Annotated in this window: 19 protein-coding genes and 4 pseudogenes; 18 read left to right on the forward strand and 5 right to left on the reverse strand. The window is 34.1% G+C overall.

Annotation, left to right across the window (positions count from 1 at the left end; all coding sequences use genetic code 11):
* Positions 1-65: 65 nt before the first annotated feature.
* From C2I06_RS04590 to C2I06_RS04600, 3 genes and pseudogenes are all read left to right on the forward strand, one after another.
* Positions 66-265: pseudogene (locus tag C2I06_RS04590) on the forward strand (GyrI-like domain-containing protein); the annotation flags it as partial.
* A 205-nt stretch (positions 266-470) separates the two neighbouring features.
* A pseudogene (locus tag C2I06_RS04595) lies at positions 471-943 on the forward strand (GNAT family N-acetyltransferase).
* A gap of 166 nt (positions 944-1,109) precedes the next feature.
* Positions 1,110-1,553 (forward strand): ASCH domain-containing protein, encoded by a 444-nt coding sequence (locus C2I06_RS04600; protein ID WP_123257555.1) that lies wholly within the window; start codon positions 1,110-1,112, stop codon positions 1,551-1,553.
* Positions 1,554-1,948: 395 nt separating this feature from the next.
* Here the strand turns inward: C2I06_RS04600 and C2I06_RS04605 are convergent, their stop codons facing one another.
* Entirely contained in the window at positions 1,949-2,488 is a 540-nt protein-coding gene (locus C2I06_RS04605; RefSeq protein ID WP_095328340.1) for a PadR family transcriptional regulator, read from the reverse strand.
* Complete coding sequence (locus tag C2I06_RS04610; RefSeq protein WP_095328341.1) at positions 2,485-3,327, reverse strand: sialate O-acetylesterase; 843 nt, start codon at positions 3,325-3,327, stop codon at positions 2,485-2,487. Before C2I06_RS04610 ends, C2I06_RS04605 begins: the two co-directional genes overlap by 4 nt.
* Positions 3,328-3,801: 474 nt before the next feature.
* Between C2I06_RS04610 and C2I06_RS04615 the strand changes: the two genes are divergently transcribed.
* The 4 genes and pseudogenes from C2I06_RS04615 to C2I06_RS04630 form a co-directional block, all read left to right on the forward strand.
* Positions 3,802-4,344: an alpha/beta fold hydrolase gene (locus tag C2I06_RS04615; protein ID WP_095328342.1), complete on the forward strand. Its 543-nt coding sequence runs from the start codon at positions 3,802-3,804 to the stop codon at positions 4,342-4,344.
* Positions 4,295-4,633 (forward strand): alpha/beta hydrolase, encoded by a 339-nt coding sequence (locus C2I06_RS04620; protein WP_123257556.1) that lies wholly within the window; start codon positions 4,295-4,297, stop codon positions 4,631-4,633. The genes C2I06_RS04615 and C2I06_RS04620 overlap by 50 nt, the downstream gene beginning before the upstream one ends.
* Positions 4,634-4,824: 191 nt before the next feature.
* The gene (locus C2I06_RS04625) at positions 4,825-5,400 is read left to right on the forward strand and encodes a hypothetical protein (RefSeq protein WP_420915965.1); all 576 of its coding nucleotides are present in this window, start codon (positions 4,825-4,827) and stop codon (positions 5,398-5,400) included.
* 193 nt (positions 5,401-5,593) lie between these two features.
* Positions 5,594-5,815 (forward strand): annotated as a pseudogene (locus C2I06_RS04630) (SDR family oxidoreductase); the annotation flags it as partial.
* A 501-nt stretch (positions 5,816-6,316) separates the two neighbouring features.
* Here the strand turns inward: C2I06_RS04630 and pdxR are convergent.
* Positions 6,317-7,714 carry a MocR-like pyridoxine biosynthesis transcription factor PdxR gene (gene pdxR / locus C2I06_RS04635; RefSeq protein ID WP_206427985.1) on the reverse strand — a complete coding sequence of 466 codons (1,398 nt, stop codon included), beginning with the start codon at positions 7,712-7,714 and terminating at the stop codon, positions 6,317-6,319.
* A 146-nt stretch (positions 7,715-7,860) separates the two neighbouring features.
* Here pdxR and C2I06_RS04640 point away from each other — a divergent pair, with 146 nt between their 5' ends.
* Entirely contained in the window at positions 7,861-8,385 is a 525-nt protein-coding gene (locus C2I06_RS04640; RefSeq protein ID WP_123257558.1) for an ECF transporter S component, read from the forward strand.
* 107 nt (positions 8,386-8,492) lie between these two features.
* Here C2I06_RS04640 and C2I06_RS04645 read toward each other — a convergent pair whose 3' ends face one another.
* The gene (locus C2I06_RS04645) at positions 8,493-9,269 is read right to left on the reverse strand and encodes an aminoglycoside phosphotransferase family protein (protein ID WP_235850185.1); all 777 of its coding nucleotides are present in this window, start codon (positions 9,267-9,269) and stop codon (positions 8,493-8,495) included.
* A gap of 163 nt (positions 9,270-9,432) precedes the next feature.
* The gene (locus C2I06_RS04650) at positions 9,433-9,612 is read right to left on the reverse strand and encodes a hypothetical protein (protein WP_123257559.1); all 180 of its coding nucleotides are present in this window, start codon (positions 9,610-9,612) and stop codon (positions 9,433-9,435) included.
* Positions 9,613-10,422: 810 nt separating this feature from the next.
* Between C2I06_RS04650 and C2I06_RS25435 the strand changes: the two genes are divergently transcribed.
* The 10 genes and pseudogenes from C2I06_RS25435 (at position 10,423) to C2I06_RS04690 (ending at position 18,785) form a co-directional block, all read left to right on the forward strand.
* The gene (locus tag C2I06_RS25435) at positions 10,423-10,662 is read left to right on the forward strand and encodes a DUF3841 domain-containing protein (protein WP_249928279.1); all 240 of its coding nucleotides are present in this window, start codon (positions 10,423-10,425) and stop codon (positions 10,660-10,662) included.
* Positions 10,663-10,670: 8 nt separating this feature from the next.
* Positions 10,671-10,715, forward strand: a pseudogene (locus C2I06_RS25925) (hypothetical protein); the annotation flags it as partial.
* Positions 10,716-10,742: 27 nt separating this feature from the next.
* Positions 10,743-10,940 carry a hypothetical protein gene (locus C2I06_RS25440; RefSeq protein ID WP_249928280.1) on the forward strand — a complete coding sequence of 66 codons (198 nt, stop codon included), beginning with the start codon at positions 10,743-10,745 and terminating at the stop codon, positions 10,938-10,940.
* Positions 10,941-11,032: 92 nt separating this feature from the next.
* Entirely contained in the window at positions 11,033-11,914 is an 882-nt protein-coding gene (locus C2I06_RS04660; protein ID WP_095328350.1) for an NAD-dependent epimerase/dehydratase family protein, read from the forward strand.
* A 384-nt stretch (positions 11,915-12,298) separates the two neighbouring features.
* Positions 12,299-12,601 (forward strand): ArsR/SmtB family transcription factor, encoded by a 303-nt coding sequence (locus tag C2I06_RS04665; RefSeq protein ID WP_047940192.1) that lies wholly within the window; start codon positions 12,299-12,301, stop codon positions 12,599-12,601.
* A gap of 140 nt (positions 12,602-12,741) precedes the next feature.
* Positions 12,742-13,896 (forward strand): MFS transporter, encoded by a 1,155-nt coding sequence (locus tag C2I06_RS04670; protein WP_123257560.1) that lies wholly within the window; start codon positions 12,742-12,744, stop codon positions 13,894-13,896.
* A gap of 347 nt (positions 13,897-14,243) precedes the next feature.
* On the forward strand, positions 14,244-15,266 hold the full coding sequence (locus tag C2I06_RS04675; protein WP_095328352.1) for an AraC family transcriptional regulator: 1,023 nt from the start codon (positions 14,244-14,246) through the stop codon (positions 15,264-15,266).
* A gap of 85 nt (positions 15,267-15,351) precedes the next feature.
* Positions 15,352-16,146 carry an SDR family NAD(P)-dependent oxidoreductase gene (locus tag C2I06_RS04680; RefSeq protein ID WP_123257561.1) on the forward strand — a complete coding sequence of 265 codons (795 nt, stop codon included), beginning with the start codon at positions 15,352-15,354 and terminating at the stop codon, positions 16,144-16,146.
* Between the two features lie 791 nt (positions 16,147-16,937).
* Positions 16,938-17,513 carry a TetR/AcrR family transcriptional regulator gene (locus C2I06_RS04685; RefSeq protein WP_095328354.1) on the forward strand — a complete coding sequence of 192 codons (576 nt, stop codon included), beginning with the start codon at positions 16,938-16,940 and terminating at the stop codon, positions 17,511-17,513.
* A gap of 60 nt (positions 17,514-17,573) precedes the next feature.
* Positions 17,574-18,785: an MFS transporter gene (locus C2I06_RS04690; RefSeq protein WP_123257562.1), complete on the forward strand. Its 1,212-nt coding sequence runs from the start codon at positions 17,574-17,576 to the stop codon at positions 18,783-18,785.
* Positions 18,786-18,913 lie beyond the last annotated feature (128 nt).

Below are 18,913 nucleotides of genomic sequence, written 5' to 3' on the forward strand. Positions count from 1 at the left end.
GGAATATTGAATTTAAGCGAACCATAGTTAAAAAGTACGTAGAACTTGCTGTACGAGCTGGTGTAGCATTAACCTGGACGATATTTGAATCAACGGGAGCTTTTCCTAGTACTTTACAGGAAACTTGGGGGAGGATTTTTTCTGAGTGGTTTCCATCTTCTAATTATCAAGTAACAGAAGGACCCAAATCTTGTCGATTAAAACCAAAGATTTAACTTCACCATTTGTGAAAAGCAAAATTTGGATTGCAGTTATAAAAAAATAAATTTATTTTTTAGATCAAAGAGCTGCTTGGGTCAGCTCTTTTTTTCTTAAGAGATGGAATGATTGTGAGTGCGATACCTCAACAAAGAGATATCGTATTTCTTGCTAAAGTAGGATAGTTGATTAAATTGAATAATAGATGTGCTAGAATTGGTAATAAGTGTGGGATTGGGTAAATATAGCATACAAGTGTAGGGGGATTAAAAATGAAGATTCGTTCAGTAAACAGTTTAGATTACTATGAAATCTCGCCATTACTAAATCAATGGTGGGGGGAAGACAAATGGCTGATAAGTTACCAAAGCTCTTTTTTGATCATTTTACAGATACAAGTTTTATTGCTGAAAAAGATGGGGAAATAGTGGGGTTTCTAATTGGGTTTTTATCACAATCACAGCCTGAAGAGGCATATATTCATTTCGTTGGAGTGCACCCAAAATATAGAAAACACAATGTAGGAAAAACACTCTACAATAAATTTTTTTATGTGGTTAAACAAAAAGGTGCTAGTATAATCCGTTGTGTAACCTCACCTATTAATAAAATTTCAATTTCCTTTCATACTAATATGGGTTTTGATATTGAACAAGGAAATGCAGTCGTAGATGGAGTTACTGTTTATAAGGACTATGACGGACCAAATCAAGATAGAGTTTTATTTAAAAAGAATTTACAATAAATTTGGGAGCTCATAGAACTATCGAGGAATTAATCCATGAAGGATTTACCTTTTTTTGCTATGGTACGAACGGAGCAGGTTGGTGCAAGAAGGATAATTCAAAGTAACCTAGAATAAGTATTTAGATTAAAGGAGTTAAAATATTAATAAAGGAAGAAGTAGGAAAATGAATAACAGAGTTAATGAATTTTGGAATCAATTTTGTATAGACACCCAAAAAGAAGGGGTTCAATATAAAGATGCTACTCAATTTGGTGCTTCGGCTGATTGGTTAGCAGAATTAGTTGTAAATGGAAAAAAGACAGCTACAACTTCGGGTTATGTGTTTTACGAAATTGAAAAAGAAGCTATTCCTAAAGTTGGTGAATATTATATTATTTTAAATGGTAAGGAAAATCCAGTTGCTATTATTGAAATTGAATCAGTTCAAATTGTTCCAATGAATGAGGTAACCGAGGAATTTGCTTTAGCCGAAGGTGAAGGTGATTATCAATTCTGGTGGGATGCTCACGAGAAGTTCTTTACAGAATTATTAAAGGAATATGATATAGCATTTACACAAGATATGTTAGTTGTGTGTGAACGAATTAAAAAGGTATATCCTAAATAAGCAATTAAATGATATAGAATAATAAGTAACTTTTAATTTAATAGTTGTACCCTATTCCTAAAAACAAGTTGAATATAGCAACTTGTTTTTTATATTAAAAGTTTAGCACTCCTGTTATAAATAATTTTCTTGTACCACAAAACGGGCAGCCTCAGTTCAACAGTGATTTTTAACTAGTGTTCAACAATCGGGCTATATTCAGGAATACTATATTGTGAATATACTATTAAGTATTGTGTTAGTTTAATTGTTGCCTTAGCACATTCATTTTCTGATGTTAGTTTAGAAGTAGTTAGCCAGAACGTAACTGTAAAGTTGCTGGACTACAAAAAATTACATGAAAAATCCCGTATCAATTTTACTAAGTAATATTGATACGGGATTTTAGTGTTTATTTACACAGTTGCTTCTTCTATGTCTGCTTTCAATTCTTTAAACCATTTTAAGTTCACTAAATGGTGTGAACGAGAATTTTCGTTCATGCGACGAAAATAATCAATTTTACCAGGTAATTCTTTAGTGATAGCTAGGTATTCATCGAGAAGAGCAATTCTGGCTTCAGTTTGATCAATTTGTGATTGGATTAATTCTAATAATTTATTTTTATCGAATTCATCTGCAAAGAGTAACGACCCATAGAATTGTAAGTTTACATACTCGGATTTAGTCCCATATTTGACCATTAATTTATCGAATTCTTCTCTTCCTAAAGACGTGATTTTAAAGGGGTGCATTTCACGCCCATTGTTTGGACTTATTTGATGTGTTTGTTCAATCAAGCCTTTTTCTTCAAGTTGTTGTAAATTGTAATAAAATGATCCTTTAGTGAAGTTAACGATATATTTATAGTGTCGTTTTTCCATTAAACTTAATAGTTCGTATCCATGAGCGCCAGGGTTTTGAATAAGTAAGCCAAGGATAAGTAAGGGAATCAAGGGCGCATCACCTTCGTCATTTGGGCTTCAAATTCAGCGTATGTGATTTTACCTAGAGTCAAATTCATACTGTGAATATAAATTTGTTCTGTTTTTGAATAGTTATTGTTTATTTTTAGTGATTGATTTTCATCTGAAAGAGGCTCTAAGATATGACATTTTTTCGAAAATGCTTCGAAGTAGCGATAACCGAATTTTCGTTGAGAAACGGCGTTCAAATGAATACCATCTGGATTGGCAGTTAGACCTTTTGCTGATACAAAATAACAATTTTGCTGCTCGTGAGCGAATCGACGTAATTGGTCGTTTATTTCTTGAAACTCTGATGAGTACTTTCCGAAACCAGATTTTCCTAGAAAATCACCAAGCTCACCAATGATTAATGGAACATTTTGAAGGTTTAATTCTTTACGTAAAGTTTCCATGATAAGAGATAACTTTTCATAATACGTTTCATGTAGAGAATTATTGCTATCACTTTCACCTTGATGCCAGAGGATGCCACAAATTTCACTAGTTTCAAGTGCAAATCGAGCTTCAGATAAAGCATGTTGAAAAAGAATACCCTGCGGATGCCAATCGTTCAAAGAACTGCCACCTTCCGCACAAGGAATCAAACCAATTTCTTCATCCGGGTTGGCATTCGACCAAGCCTGTGCAAAAGATGCTGCTAGACTTACACCAGCAACAGGGCGGTCATAATTAATAGGCTCTGTCATCATTTGCCACTGACCGTTGCGAAGCATTTTTATTTTTTCATTATAGATAGGTTCTACCTCATGCAAGAATCCTCGACCTGCCATATTCGATTGACCTAACATTAAAAAAGATTTTATCATTTAAATTTCAATCCTTTACATAATAGTCGATAGTCTAATTAGATTTCCATATTATATAGTCTAATTAGACTAACGTCAACACACTATTGCTAGTGAATTTTTAATTACGAATTAATAAAGAACTGCCAGCGTTCTAATACCTATTGAAAGAAAATATTGAGCAGCACTAATAAGGTCAAATTTCTTTTATAAAATATAGATCATTACTTTATTGATTAAATAAGCTTGAGGAAGAAGGATATTAAAAATATGGATTTAAAATTAAGTTAGAAGGTTTGTAGAAAAATGAGGAATATTTTGGTTATTCTAAACCAGTAAAAGGTATTAAAATAAGATTTATGAATTGAAAAACATCAAAGTACAGGGTGCGATTATCATCTTCCACAATCAGGCACTAAAAGGACAGGTTAAGAAGGAAAATGATAAGATATAAAAATAAGTTGTATTTTTAAAAAGTAATACTGGAGGGGGATTATGAATAGAGGTTGGCAAGATTATGTTCTAGTGAATGACAGAAAAATTTTTATAAATGTAGTAGGCGAAGGAGATGCTATTATTTTTCTTCATGGTGGTCCTGGTAGTAATCATAAATTCTTTCTTCCTCATGTACTACCATTATCTAAGAATTATAAACTTATACTTTATGATCAAACTGGTTGTGGTAAATCGGAACATTTATTAAATAACGAATATTCAATGGCTGATGAAGTAGAAACATTAGAGATGTTGAGGAAAAAACTGAAGTTAGATAAGATACATTTATTTGGTGAATCATGGAGCTCTATACTTGCACTTCTTTATGCCACTGAGTACCCTGAAAATGTAAATAAATTGTTTTTAACGGCTGCAATTGGTATTAGTTCCAGCGGTTACAGACAATTCTCCAAAGAATTATTAAAAAGAATGTCAATACTAGATAAAATTAAACTTTTCATAATCCATAATAGAATGAAAAAAGGTAAGTCTGATGACAGAAATGTTGAAAGTTATCGATCCTTATTATGTATATTCATATGACAACATTCAGAAAAAAGATCAATCACCCATTAATAATATAGTAAATAATCGAATAGGTGATGACATTAGAAATAACTATAATTTAATTCCCCAAATCAATAAATTATCAAAGATACCTATTATTGTAGTACAAGGAAGTGATGATATTTTAAACCCAAAGAGGATAAAGGAGCTGCTTTTAGATTATATTCCTCATGCTGAACTGATTGAGATTGAAAACTGTGGTCACTGGGCTATTATAGAGAATCCTTCTGAACTTAATAGAATTGCAACTGAGTTTTTTCAATAACTTATAGTTGATTCACTGAACTGGAGATTATTTGCCCCCAAAGAAGTATCTTAACTTTACGAACTAAAGGAGGTTAGTTAAACAAGAAGATAAGGTATCATTGAGTTATATAAATCAATAAAGGAAGTGTATAAGTGTTTTATTTTTCAAAAAAGAAGAAAATACGAGGTTGGAAAAGACATAAAAGAAAAATCGAAAGATGGAAGCAAAATGCAATCAATTTAGATATGGACTACTTAAGGAATTATCAAAGACAATACGAAAAATTATGGATTCATCCTTTTTATAAATTAGAACGAAGAAACCCTCCTAATTGGTATCAAAGCCTTTTACTTGATGCAATGATCGAGGTTTACCTAGAGTGGCATCAAAAAATGAAAAAAGAAGAGGAAGACTTTTATTTGAAACTCTGGCTTTATGACCCTCATTTTATTAACTCACAAATTGTTGTCGCATATAGAAATTGTCTTGATTTTTATGATGAAACCTTCAAAAGAAGGCAAGAAAATAAGGGATTTCCATTTGATAAATTTCATTCTTTGAGAGACAAGTTAGAACAATTTGAATGGGATTTGCATATAGAGAGTGATTATTACGATGAAAATGACTTAAATGAATGGTTAGAAGAAGGTGCTTTAACCGAAAAAGAAGTATCAAGAATTAAGGGAAAAGCCTATGATGCCGTAAGAATTAAAGATGAAGAGGGGAGTTTCCTGCAATATAGTCTCGACAAGGGTGATGTTTGGATAGGGACTTTAAAGAGATAAGAGATAATACGCTAGTTCTTCAGCTAAGTGTTACATTGATTCAAGATGGAGGAATGCACTTTTATCTATTAAGGTGATAAAGGATGAGTTTAGTTCAATAACTATTTCTACATCACGAGATAGGTTATGAATGCTTTTTAGGAAATAAAAAAACATCTACATCCTTTAAAAATATAGATGGTATATGTTAAATGAATTAGCCCCGTTAGGTATAACGGTCAACACAATAAATCCAGGTCCAACTGATACTGGCTGGATGACAGAGGAAATAAAAACTCAATTAAAACCGATGTTTCCTTTTGGTAGAATAGGTGAGCCGAAAGATGTTGCAAAAACCATTAAATTTCTAGTGAGTGATGAAGCAGCTTGGATTACAGGTCGGATTATTCATTCAGAAGGTGGATTTAAAAGATAACCTATACAAAAAGACTCATATCCTGAAGCCTTTTGTTATATCAACATAGATATGAGTTTGTAAACTATTGTACTTAAAGTAACAGGTGCTTTAGTTTAATAAACTAGGCTGTTACTTGCCATGGCTAAAGCTATATTATGCTAATGTGCCAAAACCCACCATAACTCTTAAATAATGCGGTTCAAGGTGCGGCATTTTATTTTTTTTAGGAGAAAATGCTTTGGCTTTGAAAAAAATAGTAATCAAATTAAGTTACCTATGCTGGCCTATCAAGTTACCGACGACTTTCTAGTAATGGCAGCTAATGTATCGTTCGATGGATTGTACTTATCGTATGAACGCTTAAATCATTAAACGTCTAAAACCATGCTAAATAAGGTCTAGACGTTTCTTTATTATTCAATAATCTAGTTAATAGAAAAATGAACACTACTTCTTAAATAATACTGTGCATTAGTATAAACCAAATAGAGAGTCTAGCTGGAGTTAGGACAAGCTAGATTATTTTGCCATTTCCCAGCATTGCATTAATTGATGAATGCATTCCTCGATTTTTTCTAAGGGGATGCCTCCAAATCCTAACAGGAATGTTGGATACTTATATTCGATTGGTTCTATCAGATAATCGCTTAAAGGATAAATGGAGATGTGGCTTTTTGCTGCGATAGCTTTTAACTCATTTTCACTTTTTTGCAAGGGAAGGGAAATTAAAATATGCATCCCGGCTTGATCTCCAGTGATGATGACTTCAGGATAATCTGTTTTAAAGATATGGGTCAGTCTATCAAGTTTTTTACGGTAAATTTTCCGCATCCGATTTAAGTGTTTTGAAAAATAACCGTCTCTCATGAAGCTGGCTACTATATGCTGATCGAATCTAGGGACAGTTGCCGAATAATAACTGAATGTTTCCTTATATTTCTTCAGCAATGTGGAAGGCAAAAGAAAATAGGCCAATCGCAATGAGGGCATTAATGACTTGGTGAAGGTACTTAGATAAATCACCTTGTCGTTTTGGTCCATCCCGTGTAAGGCGGGAATGGGTTTACCGGTGTAACGAAACTCGCTGTCGTAATCATCTTCAATGATATAGCGAGTTTTACTTTTTGCTGCCCACTGCATTAACTGTGTTCTCCTTGTGGCGGAAAGAATCGCACCTGTCGGAAATTGATGAGAAGGTGTAATATAGACTACATTCGCCATTGTTTTTTCAAGCTGTTCCACTATCAATCCGTCTTCATCAACTGGAACAGGGATCGTTTTATTTTGCAATTGAATTCTTGGGCTTGCTGAATAGCCAGGATTTTCAAGGGCTATGGTTGAATCTTTTTCAAGCAACCGTAAAATCATGGGGAAGAGTTGTTCTGTTCCTGAACCAATCACAATTTGTTCTGGCTTACATACAATCCCTCGTGATTGATACAGGTATTTGGCTATTTCCGCCCGTAAAGTGTATTCCCCTTGTGGTTCTCCAATCTGTAGCAACTCCTTTGACGGTGTATCAAATAAATTTTTTGCATACTTTCTCCACTGGGAAAAAGGAAAGGAATCTGTATCGATTTTTCCAGGATGAAAGTCAATTCGGATCACTTCTTTCCCTGTATCCTCTATAGGCAACTCATCATGTTCTGTTTCAATATAAGGCAATTCATTTATATCCTCTACAAAAAAACCGATCCGTGGTTTTGAGACAATAAATCCCTCTGCAAGCAGCTGAGCATATGCCACTTCGATGGTTGTTTGGCTGATATTTAAGAAATCGGCCAATTTTTTTTTGGAGGGGAGTTGCGTTCCAACTCCAATTTGTTGGCTTAAAATAGCAGATTTGATTCCCATATAAAGCTGCTCATATAAGGGTTTTGTTGTGTTTTTATTCAATTCAAACATAAGCATATCCATTCGGGAACTATCCTTTCTGACCATGTTATTTTTATAAAAATTGACACTTTTTATATTGTCAGATTTTATTATACTAGTAATCATGAAGAAAAGGATATTCTTTTTTTAACTGAAAAACAAATACTCGAAGGAAGAGGAGAATATGCATGTATACGACTAAACAAAACAAAACGAGAATTCTGGTTCTCAATGCACTTTTTATTACTTTAACGTTTCTTGCTACAATGTTTATCAACATCAGGCTGCCATTGATGGGAAATGGGGGGCTAATCCATTTGGGTAACGTGCCGTTTTTGATTGCTGCATTTCTTTTTGGCAAGAAATCAGGTGCGATTGTAGGCGCTTTTGGAATGGCTTTATTCGATATTATGTCAGGCTGGACATTATGGGCTCCATTTACATTTATTATCGTTGGTACTATGGGATATATAGCTGGACTTATCGCGGAAAAGATGCCCGGCAAAAAGTCTTTTGTATATATACTGGCAGTTGCAGTTGCCATGATCATCAAAGTTGTCGGCTACTATTTTACAGAAGTGATCCTTTATGGCAACTGGATCCAGCCATTCGGTTCCGTGCCAGGTAATATCATGCAACTTGTCATCGCCGGCATCATCGTCGTGCCACTTACAAAAGGGTTTGAGCAACGGATTCTTAAGAGTGTCCATTAAGAGTGCCTGGCACCACAAAAAGACAAAAGGTATTAAAATGTCCTTTCTGAGAGGACATTTTAATACCTATAAATAGTGTGCCACTCATTAACCAATTTGTTTTGGTATTAGAAAAATTCATACAAGCCTTCGTCAAAATATCGAAATTCATCTATGGTAATCTGATAGTGTTTATAGCCTGCATAAAACGCTTCTTTAAACTTTTTATTATGAACAAAGCTTCTAATGGCCAATGCTTCATCATAGCGAGGATCACCAACTGTCATGCCAGCGACATCAATGAACTTTGTTGCAGCACCATTCACAACAAGAATATTGTCTGTTGTGCAATCTCCATGTATAATCGTTTGGTTTATTGGCGCTGGCTTGTTATTTTTCAACAAAGTGAGAAGTTCAATGGATCCTTCTGTCCATCCTTTTTTTACATAATACTCTGCTTTTAGGAGACGTTCAGATAGCCATTCATTTGCATAATGGAAAGGATCCAATATTTCTGTAGTATGCAGTTTATGTAAAAGTCGGCCAAAGCTTTGAACTAAAGCACATTTCTCTGTGTCTGTTTTTGCTTGGTTTAAAGCTGCCGTTAAGGTAATCCCTTGTTCATAGGACATGATTAAATGACTGCTGGCTTGTTCCTTTAAAAAACCATAGTAATACGGAACAGGAATAAATTCTTTCCCGATTAACTTTTCTAAAACACTTGCTTCTGTCTGTAGCCAATCGCGATATTTTTCTTCAAAAGCACTTTTTAGTATATAGGTGCCACTTCTAGTTTCCACTTGATAAACGGTTGAGGTACTGCCTTGTTCAGCAACAAGAGAAATAGATGGAAGTGATCCAATTATTTTCTCTAGTTGCTTTAGTGGTAACTTCAATTCATTCACCAGCTTTCTATTATTCTATTTTTCATGGTCGAGAAAAGAGCAAAAGAAGAATGCTTGATAAATAGGTCACTAGAATAATTTATAATAATATTATTATGTTAACTAGTGTTTTGAGGATATTTTTTCAAGCATAGCCGCCAAAATGATGGAAGAGTGCAATTATTTATTGCACTCTTTCATCATTATCCTTTTTGCGAAACATATTTAAAAGCAAGTCACAGATTAGATAGACAATGACAAATGCAATAAAAACGTTGTACCAAAGAGTATCAATGTTTGTTAAGATTAATAGAAGACCTAAACCAGTAATCAAAATTTTTATCAATAAATGTAACTTATTCATTATGAAACACTCCTAACCATTTTTTTTAATAAAAGTAACCTCGTTTAAAAAAATTAGTAGTAATAACTCTATCAAAGAAAAAACATAAAGAGCTAAAAATAAATCAAAGTAGAATTCTCCTTTAGGAATAAATTCCGTCTTATCTGTTAGCAATAATTGGAATAGAAAGAATATAAGCGTGACGAAAAGGAGTAATACATATATACATATCCAGTGATGATAAAAACTTATCTACCAGTTACTGCGCTAAATCCATAAATTTATAGGCAAAAAAATAATGATAAAAAAGAAAAGCTGTAAAAGAAAATCGATATCGTTCAAATAAAAGAACAAATACAAATGTAGGCAAAAAATAGCGGCATTTATTAGTAAGATGAGTACGTATGATTGCGTTTGCGGCAAATAAACATCTCCAGAAAAAATCTATTATAATTGGAAATCAAGGTTCATTCTAAAAAATTGAAGTAACAAAAGATAAGGACATTGCCGATAAGGCCGCTAATTTGAATGACTCCTTTTTTTAAGAAACCAAAGTTAATCCCAATGAGAGGAAGAAGCCAAAGGAGTATAATAGAAAGAGTATTGGGAATAGAGAAATCCATAAAAAATTCAAGGATATAAGCCATCAGCAATATAATAAAAATAACAAAAGATCCAACGCCAAAGAAAATCTGTATTATATCATCTCCTTTCCTATTTTGTTTAATATTACCATATTGTTGTTTTTTCGGAAATAGAAGAAAGCAAATGTCCTTATTTGATGGCTGTATTTGCAGCTTTTATAAAAATGAGAAGGAGCTTGATAGATAAATGCCTATATATTTCACCAACCAAACAATCGAAGTGGTAAATCGATTAAATAAAACTGGCTATTTAACTGGAAACGCAGAATTTGTAGATAAAGATTTTCTTCCTGCTTATAAATGGATGATAGAACAAATGAGTAAGAGGCTGAATCATAATGGTTCCTATCCTATTTGGGTGTGGACGACCAAACCAAATTTACAGAGGGAAGGAATTTTAATAGAGGAACAAAAGCTGTATGTTTAACAGTCGAGATACCAAAAAATCAAATTCTGTTTTCTGATTTTTATGCTTGGCATTGTGTGTTAAATAACGGTTTTTGCCCTATGACTGAGGAGGAAGATACTTTATTCGACGAGGGAAGATTAACGATTACAAAGGAACAAAGCTGGGAAAGAATTTTCGATTTAGCTAAATTGCGTAGCTCAGAAATGTGGAATAACGGGGACCAAGTTGTTCAAGGGGTGACACCCATAATCCAGAAAGAACAGATTGTAAATATAGAATATTTTATTGCAAAATAATAGTTTTATCGAAATAAAATCATGGATTAAAAAGAGGAATTAGCTTCATTCTATGGAATTTTTTAAATAACGTCATAGACTGGGAGAAAAAGATGAAAAATATATTAGTGCTAGGCGGCACCCGTTTTTTTGGAAGGAAGCTTGTGGAAATGCTTTTGAAAGAGGGACACCGTGTTACGATTCTGACTCGGGGGACAGTAAGTCATCCCTTTGGCAACGAAGTGAAACATATTATTGCTGATCGTTCTAGAAAGGAACAATTACAACATCATTTCGCAGGTCAAACCTATGATATTGTTTATGACAATATCTGTTATACGCCTAATGAAGCAAAAGACTTTTGTGAAGTATTTAATGGGAAAATTGGAAAGCTGGTGTTTACTTCCTCTTTATCTACTTATTCTGTAGATGGAAACGAAAAAAGGGAGGCAGATTTTCATCCATACAACTATCCTATACAACTTGAGAAGAACGAGTTTGTTTATGATGAAGGAAAGCGGCAGGCAGAAGCAGCATTTTTCCATTATGCAGATTTCCCCGTTGTTGCGGTAAGATTTCCAATTGTGTTAGGGGAAGATGATTACACGCGCCGCCTGCATTTTCATGTTGAGCGGATTCAACAGGATAGAATGATCGGCTTTGTTAATACGGAGGCAGAAATGTCCTTTATTCTTGCTTCGGAAGCGGCCGCATTTTTAAAGTGGGCAGGTTTTTCAGAGGTGGAAGGGCCATTTAATGCGACAGCAAATGGGAAGATTACAATGAAAAAATTAATCCATATAATCGAAAAGGTTACAGGGCATACTGCAAAAATTACCCTTGACGGAGATGAAGAAAATTTCTCTCCGTATGCTATTCCTGCATCATGGTATATGAATACGGAAAAGGCAGAAAAAGCAGGATTTACGTTTACGAATCTGGATGATTGGCTGCCAGCTTTGATTAAGAAGATTGCAAAAGATAATAAAAAATAATGCACTACTGAAAATTTACAAAACAGGATAAAAACGTACCGAAGAAGAAATCCTCCGAGAATAAGACCATATTTAGTGTATGTCTTATTCTCGAAGGATGTTTTTGTTGAAAGGAAAAAGGAGAAAAGAAATTAAAGGAAGATACCTATTATAAAATGGTCTGTTCCGATTGCTAACAACGGAATTATCAATAATAGAAAAAATTTAGTTGATAGGATAAGTCATATACAAAAGATAAATAGCTCTACAAAAGCAATTTTCGGGATACTAGCAGTTGCTTTGTCAACGCAAGAATAGATGTTTATATTTTATAACACTTCCCTCATCTGTAAATTTAACTAAATACAAATTGACATATCGCATTTTTTAGATATAATAAAAGACATGAAACCTATTGAAATCTTTAAAGCCTTATCAAATGAATCAAGGCTGCAAATTTTACACTGGCTAAAAGAACCTGAACGTCATTTTGTACCCCATGAAGGGATTGATATGAGAAAAACAGGGGTATGCGTTAGTCAAATAACAGAGCAATTAAAAATGACGCAATCGACAGCTTCTCAATACCTAAATATACTTTTGCGAGCTGGTTTGATTAAGACAGAGCGTATTGGAAAGTATACGTATTACAAAAGAGATGAAGAAGCAATAAAAAATATTGCAGCTATTTTGGAGCAAGAGATCTAAAGTAAATGTAACTGAATTCTCTCGGAGAATTCAGCTTTATTTACGCTAAACATATCGACATATCACGATATGTTTATAATTATGATTATCATATCGTCTTTTCTAGATATGTGAATATATTATACGAAGGAGAGATTATTTTGTCTAACACATTTAAAATTTATATTTTAGCACTTATTAGTTTTTTAGTTGGAACATCGGAGTATATTATCTCTGGTGTATTGGATAACATTGCAGATTCACTAGGAATTACTTTGGCGGCTGCAGGACAATTAATAACGATATTTTCACTTGTCTATGCAATCTTTACACCCATTCTTATGGCACTTACGTCAAGCATGGATAGACGAAAGCTTATAATCGTATCATTAGGCTTGTTTGTGATAGCAAACATACTTGCATTCTTATTGCCAGGTTACACGTTATTTGTTTTCTCAAGAATAATAATGGCACTAGGTGCTGGAATGGTAGTTGTTACAGCTCTGACTATCGCGGCAAAAATAGCACCTGATGGTAAACAAGGTAGTGCAATAGCTACTGTAGTCATGGGCTTTACAGCATCTTTAATCATTGGTGTTCCTCTAGGGCGAATTATTACAGATGCATTTGACTGGAAAGCAGTATTTGGCGGAATTGCGTTACTTGGATTATTAGCGATGATCATCATCTCATTTGTAATACCACCAACAAAAGGGGATGAACCGGTTCCATTAATACAACAACTTTCTCTACTAAAGGATCGAAAAGTAGCGATTGGTTTATCCATCACCTTCTTCTGGCTTGGCGGGTATTCAGTTGCTTATACCTATTTATCTCCTTACCTTTTGAACATTTCGGGTATCCATGAAAAATTATTAAGTGGTGTTCTGCTTATATTCGGAGTTGCTAGTTTATTCGGCTCGAAATTCGGTGGTTATAGTACAGACAAATGGGGTGTATCACGTACATTAATAGGTTCAATGCTACTACACATTGTTATGCTTATTCTTTTATCATTAATCACGCACATTTATGTTGGTGTTGTAATCATCCTAATATTGTGGTCCTTTGCTGCGTGGACATCAGCTCCAGCACAACAGTTCAATTTGGCAACCATAAAACCAGAATCATCAGGTGTGCTTCTAGGACTAAACCAGTCAATGATGCAATTATCGATGGCTGCAGGGGCAGGAATTGGTGGGATATTTGTAGAAAAAGTATCGCTAGGTTCCATAACCTGGGTAGGAGTACTTGGATTAGCTATAGCTATTTTTATGGTATTAAAGTCTTCGCGTGGCAGCTACATAAAAAGTTGAAAACAAGGTGAAAGGAACAAAAGATTTCAAGTATAATAGGTTTCTCTTTTAGAACACAAAAAGGAAAAGACAATCCAATTAGATATGTAATTAACATGAAAAACGACCGGATTTCTGTCTGGCCGTTTTTCATATCCTATATACGCCAACAATAAGAAATAAAATGGAATAGTAACGACTAATAAAAAATCATTATTTATAATATTGGCGTAGTTTGCAAGTGATTTGTCGCGGTTTGCTAGTTACAAGACATTATCGGGGAGGTATTATTAAACGGTACCATTTGTAAAGAAGGACACAATTACACTTAAAACCTACTAATGTAAATAGAGAAAGGAGGCCCATATATGACGTTGTATGCTTCTGACCGTATTAAAGTTCCGGCAGGATTTTGGACAGGATTAAGTCAATTGGGGATAGACGCTCTCGATGTAGTTCGAAAAGCACAATTGCCATTAACCATTATTTCTGATTCAGTTGTCACCACAGCCCAATATTTTGCGATATGGCAGGCTTATGCCGCTCTCATTGATGACACTGCGAAAGGAATCATCAAGCTTGCGACATCCTTTGAAACAGATCATTTCCCACCGACTGTCTTAGCAACTTACCATGCTCGTGACTACCGTGATGCCTTAAAGCGGATGGCTAGGTATAAACAACTGTGCCCTCCTGAAAGCTTACATATTACCGAGGAAGGGGAACACTGTACAATTGAAATAAAATCATTGCATAGTGAACAACCCGGTCTGACCATATTAATTGGTATTACGATGGCATTTCTTCTCGAACTGGGACGTCGGGGTACAGGTCAACATTTGACAGCAAGCTTCGTAGAATTTTCGACCCATTCAATTGGCGACCTACAGTTACTTGAAGCTTACTTTGGCTGCCGAATTCAGCTCGGTACAAATTGTAACAGGTTGACTATACATCGAGCAGATCTAGATCGTCCCTTTGTCTCATACAATGCAGAATTGCTAGAAATATTAACTCCCGTACTGGAACAGTCGTTGAATGAGCAGGCACGAGGACCTTCTATTACTGAGACAGTCAAGTGGATCATGAAACGCAGCCTAACAGGAGGTCGCCCTGATATTCAGACTATCGCGAGCGAGTTAGGGGTAAGCGATCGTACCTTGCAGCGGCGGCTTATGGAAGAAGGCACGAGCTTTAAGCATTTGTTAACAAAAGTTCGACATGAGCAGGCAAAAGAGTACCTGGCAGACCCCTCACTTGATATTAAAGAGGTCGCCTTTTTAATTGGATATGAAGACCAAAGCTCCTTCTATCGAGCCTTTCATCTTTGGGAAGGCGCTACTCCTTTAAAATGGCGCACTGAATATTTCGGTTTAAACTTGATTAATTGACCGTTTACTTTTAGAACTGTATTAACAGTCGGATAAGTATTAATAATAACTAGAATTTACTTAAAACTAAAAGGAGCAATGGATTATGCAGCTAGATTTAAAAAATAAAACAGCTTTAGTCACTGGATCATCAAGAGGGATCGGCAAAGGAATTGCCATTGAACTAGCAAAAGAAGGTGTTAATGTACTAATTAATGGCCGAAATTACGAGGAGGTGGAACAAACTGTAAATGAAATTAAACTAGAGTTCCCTGATACCTTCCCTCAAAATGCCACTGTTGATATAGTAGATATTCAACAAAGGGAAGCATTATTTAAAAAGCATCCTCAAATTGATATTTTAGTTAACAATATGGGGATTTATGAAATAATGAAATACGAGGACGTCAACGATGAAGTATGGGAAAAGTATATCCATACCAATGTTCTTGCCGCAAATGGATTATCTAAATTTTACTTACCGAAAATGATAAAAAATAATTTTGGTAGAATTATTTTTATTGCGAGTGAAGAAGCAGTTATGCCTTCGGGACAAATGCCGCAATATTGTATGACAAAAACAATGCTTTTATCATTGTCAAAAAGTCTATCTAAATTAACAATAGGAAAAGAAGTCACTGTTAATACGATTATGCCAGGTCCAACACTCTCCGAAAATGTTCATCAAATAATTGAGGGGATGTATCCTAATGAAGATATGACATTTTCAGAAAAAGAGAAAAAATTTATGACTACAAATCTACCTCAGTCTGAAATCCAGCGATTTATCAGACCAACTGAGATAGGTAGATTAGCTGCCTTTATATGCAGCCCTTATGCATCCGCCTTCAAAGGTTCTCCGATCCGTATGGATGGAGGTATGGTACCGACTATTTTCTAGCACCTTTATTAAACAACTCTTCGTCAAATATCAAGAGGGTATGCTTTCTGTTTCTGTTTCGTGTTGTTTACTGAAAATCACTCTTTTACTATTTATGCGAACTGCGCACCACTATTATTTTAAAGCCTAATATTTATACATAGTGCTTTTGTGAATAAAAATAAACAATTAAAATGTTCTATTTGTACTAAATAAATTGAAACTAATGAAAGTCTTGAGGTTGAACTAAAATTGTCCAACCCAGCTAAAATGCTTATGAAGTTTTTGAATGCATCATTGTGCAAGCATACTAATATTACTCTGTTCAGTATGAAAAAAGGTGAGTTTTTTAACTCATCTCAGACTGTAGACAAACTCCTGAATTTTGGAAATAGAAGTTTGAGTAAAGTATATTTATTAATCTCTTTGAATTTAGACGTTACTTTCCGCTCCGGGGGTTCGCTTTCCGTGGGGCTCGCGCTGAGCCGCTTCGGCTTACAGCCTGCAGGGTCTCAGACTGTCTCGCTAATCCCACAGGAGTCTCACCCCCTCCACTCCAAGCAACGCATGAAAATGCATTTTTACTTCTCCAATATCTTTTTGTCGACAAGCTAAGGTGAGTTTTTTAACTCATCTTTTTCATCTCCTTATGTCGCAAATTTATTAATTCAATGTATTCTAAAGCACAAAAGAACATTTTTCATTGTTCCAGAAAAGCGCTCTTAACATAAGATTTGATTAAGAATATGTTTTTTCTGGACTTTTCGTTCCGGAAACTTTATACTACTTTATATGAATGGGGGTGTTATAAATTGGGTAGAAGGATTAGCTTTAATAAAGAACAGGCTTTGAATAAAGCTATGTATTTATTTTGGGAAAAAGGCTATGATGCTACATACATATCAGATCTTATTGAAAAGATGGGAATAAGTCGATCAACACTCTATGAGAGTTTTGGAGATAAGGATGAACTATTTAAACTGGTTTTAGAACATTATAAAAACTATGGCCGCCAAAAAAGAAATTTACTTTTTAGCGGAATAGACACTAAAGGATCACTTAAATCTTTTTTTTATCAACATATTGAAAAATGCTATTCAGATGACAATCCAAAAAGTTGTATTATAACTAATTCTTCACTGCTTATTGGACATATTGATCCTTCCATAGAAGAAATACTTATAAATGATTTTAATGAATTAGAAAAAGTATTTAAGCAAGTCATTGAAGAAGGAAAAAAGAAAGGAGAAATTTCACAAGAGGCTGACTCTGAATTAGTTGCATATTCTTTATTAAGTTTAAATCATAGCATTAATTTAATGTCCAGATACAAAAAAGAGAAAAATCTAGCCTATAATCTAGTGGATAAGACTATTGCAGACCTATAGTCTTTCTTTTTTTAGTATTTCGGAACGATCGTACCAAAATAAACAAAAGGATTGATAAAATTGATTAAAAAAACAAATTTTCTAATTTTCATTTTGGCAATTAGTTGCGGATCACTTGCTGCTAATATTTACTATGCTCAACCAATCGTACAGTTCATTGCAAAAGATCTAAACATCTCTTCTAATTTATCAGGATTGCTCACTACTTTGACCCAAATTGGATATGGATTGGGATTATTTTTTATTGTTCCAATGGCTGACTTATTTAAAAGCAAAAAAATAATTACTATTCTGATCGGGCTAACCGTTATTTCATTAATTGGTACACTGATTTCTTCTAATGGAATTGTCTTTTTGTTATTAACAATCATCATTGGTATTGGGGCCTGTGCAGCTCAAATATTAGTTCCACTAACTATAAGGATTGTACCTGTTGGGGAGACAGGTAAATATGTAGGTAAAGTGATGAGTGGTTTATTGATTGGAATTATGATTGCTCGTCCACTATCTATCGGAATAACTGAATGGTACGGCTGGAGAATGGTTTTTCTATTTTCATTAATAATCCTTGTTGCTGTATTACTGATTATTTTAAAATTTTTGCCTAATTATGAAGTTGTATCAAATAGTAATATGTCATATTCCAATTTAATTGCTTCTATGGTGAAGCTGCTAATAAATACTTCTCCTTTACAACAAAGAGCATTTTATCACGCATGTTTATTTGCAACATTTAGCCTTTATTGGACGGTACTCCCAATTTTATTAAGGTCGGAACCATTAGATTTTTCAAATAATGAAATTGCATTAATTGGATTTGTTGCAATTGCTGGTGCTTTATTAACTCCTACTATTGGTAAACTAGCAGATAAAGGCTATATTTTTGCAATGACTAATGTATCAATGGCACTCGTTCTATTATCTATCGTACTATTATTTTTTGTTCAAGATCATTCACCATTGAGTATAATTCTGATCTTAATTTCAGGCATTAGCATCGATGTTGGGGTATCAGGAAATTTATTATTAGGTCAAAAAGTTATTTTTAGTTTGAACCCCGAGGAAAGAAATAGACTTAATGGATTATATATGACTATTTTCTTTTTAGGAGGAGCATTTGGTTCATGGATTGGAAGTTATTCATACTATAAATTTAATAGTGAAGTACCATTGCTAATTGGAACAGCTTTGCCTTTAATCGCCTTATTAGTTCATTTAATAAAAAATAATACAATCAATATAGCAAAAAACAATAGTAAAAATATATCCTGATTATCTAAATGCCTCCAAAAGCTAGAGTCAGATTCTAATTTTAGGACGGTAGTAGCGATATCTGCTAACTCAGGAGCATATTATTATTTATCTTTATTCGTTAGATCAAGGAATCCTTAAAGAATAAG

The organism is Niallia circulans (genome assembly GCF_003726095.1).
Classification (GTDB): Bacteria; Bacillota; Bacilli; order Bacillales; family Cytobacillaceae; genus Niallia; species Niallia circulans_A.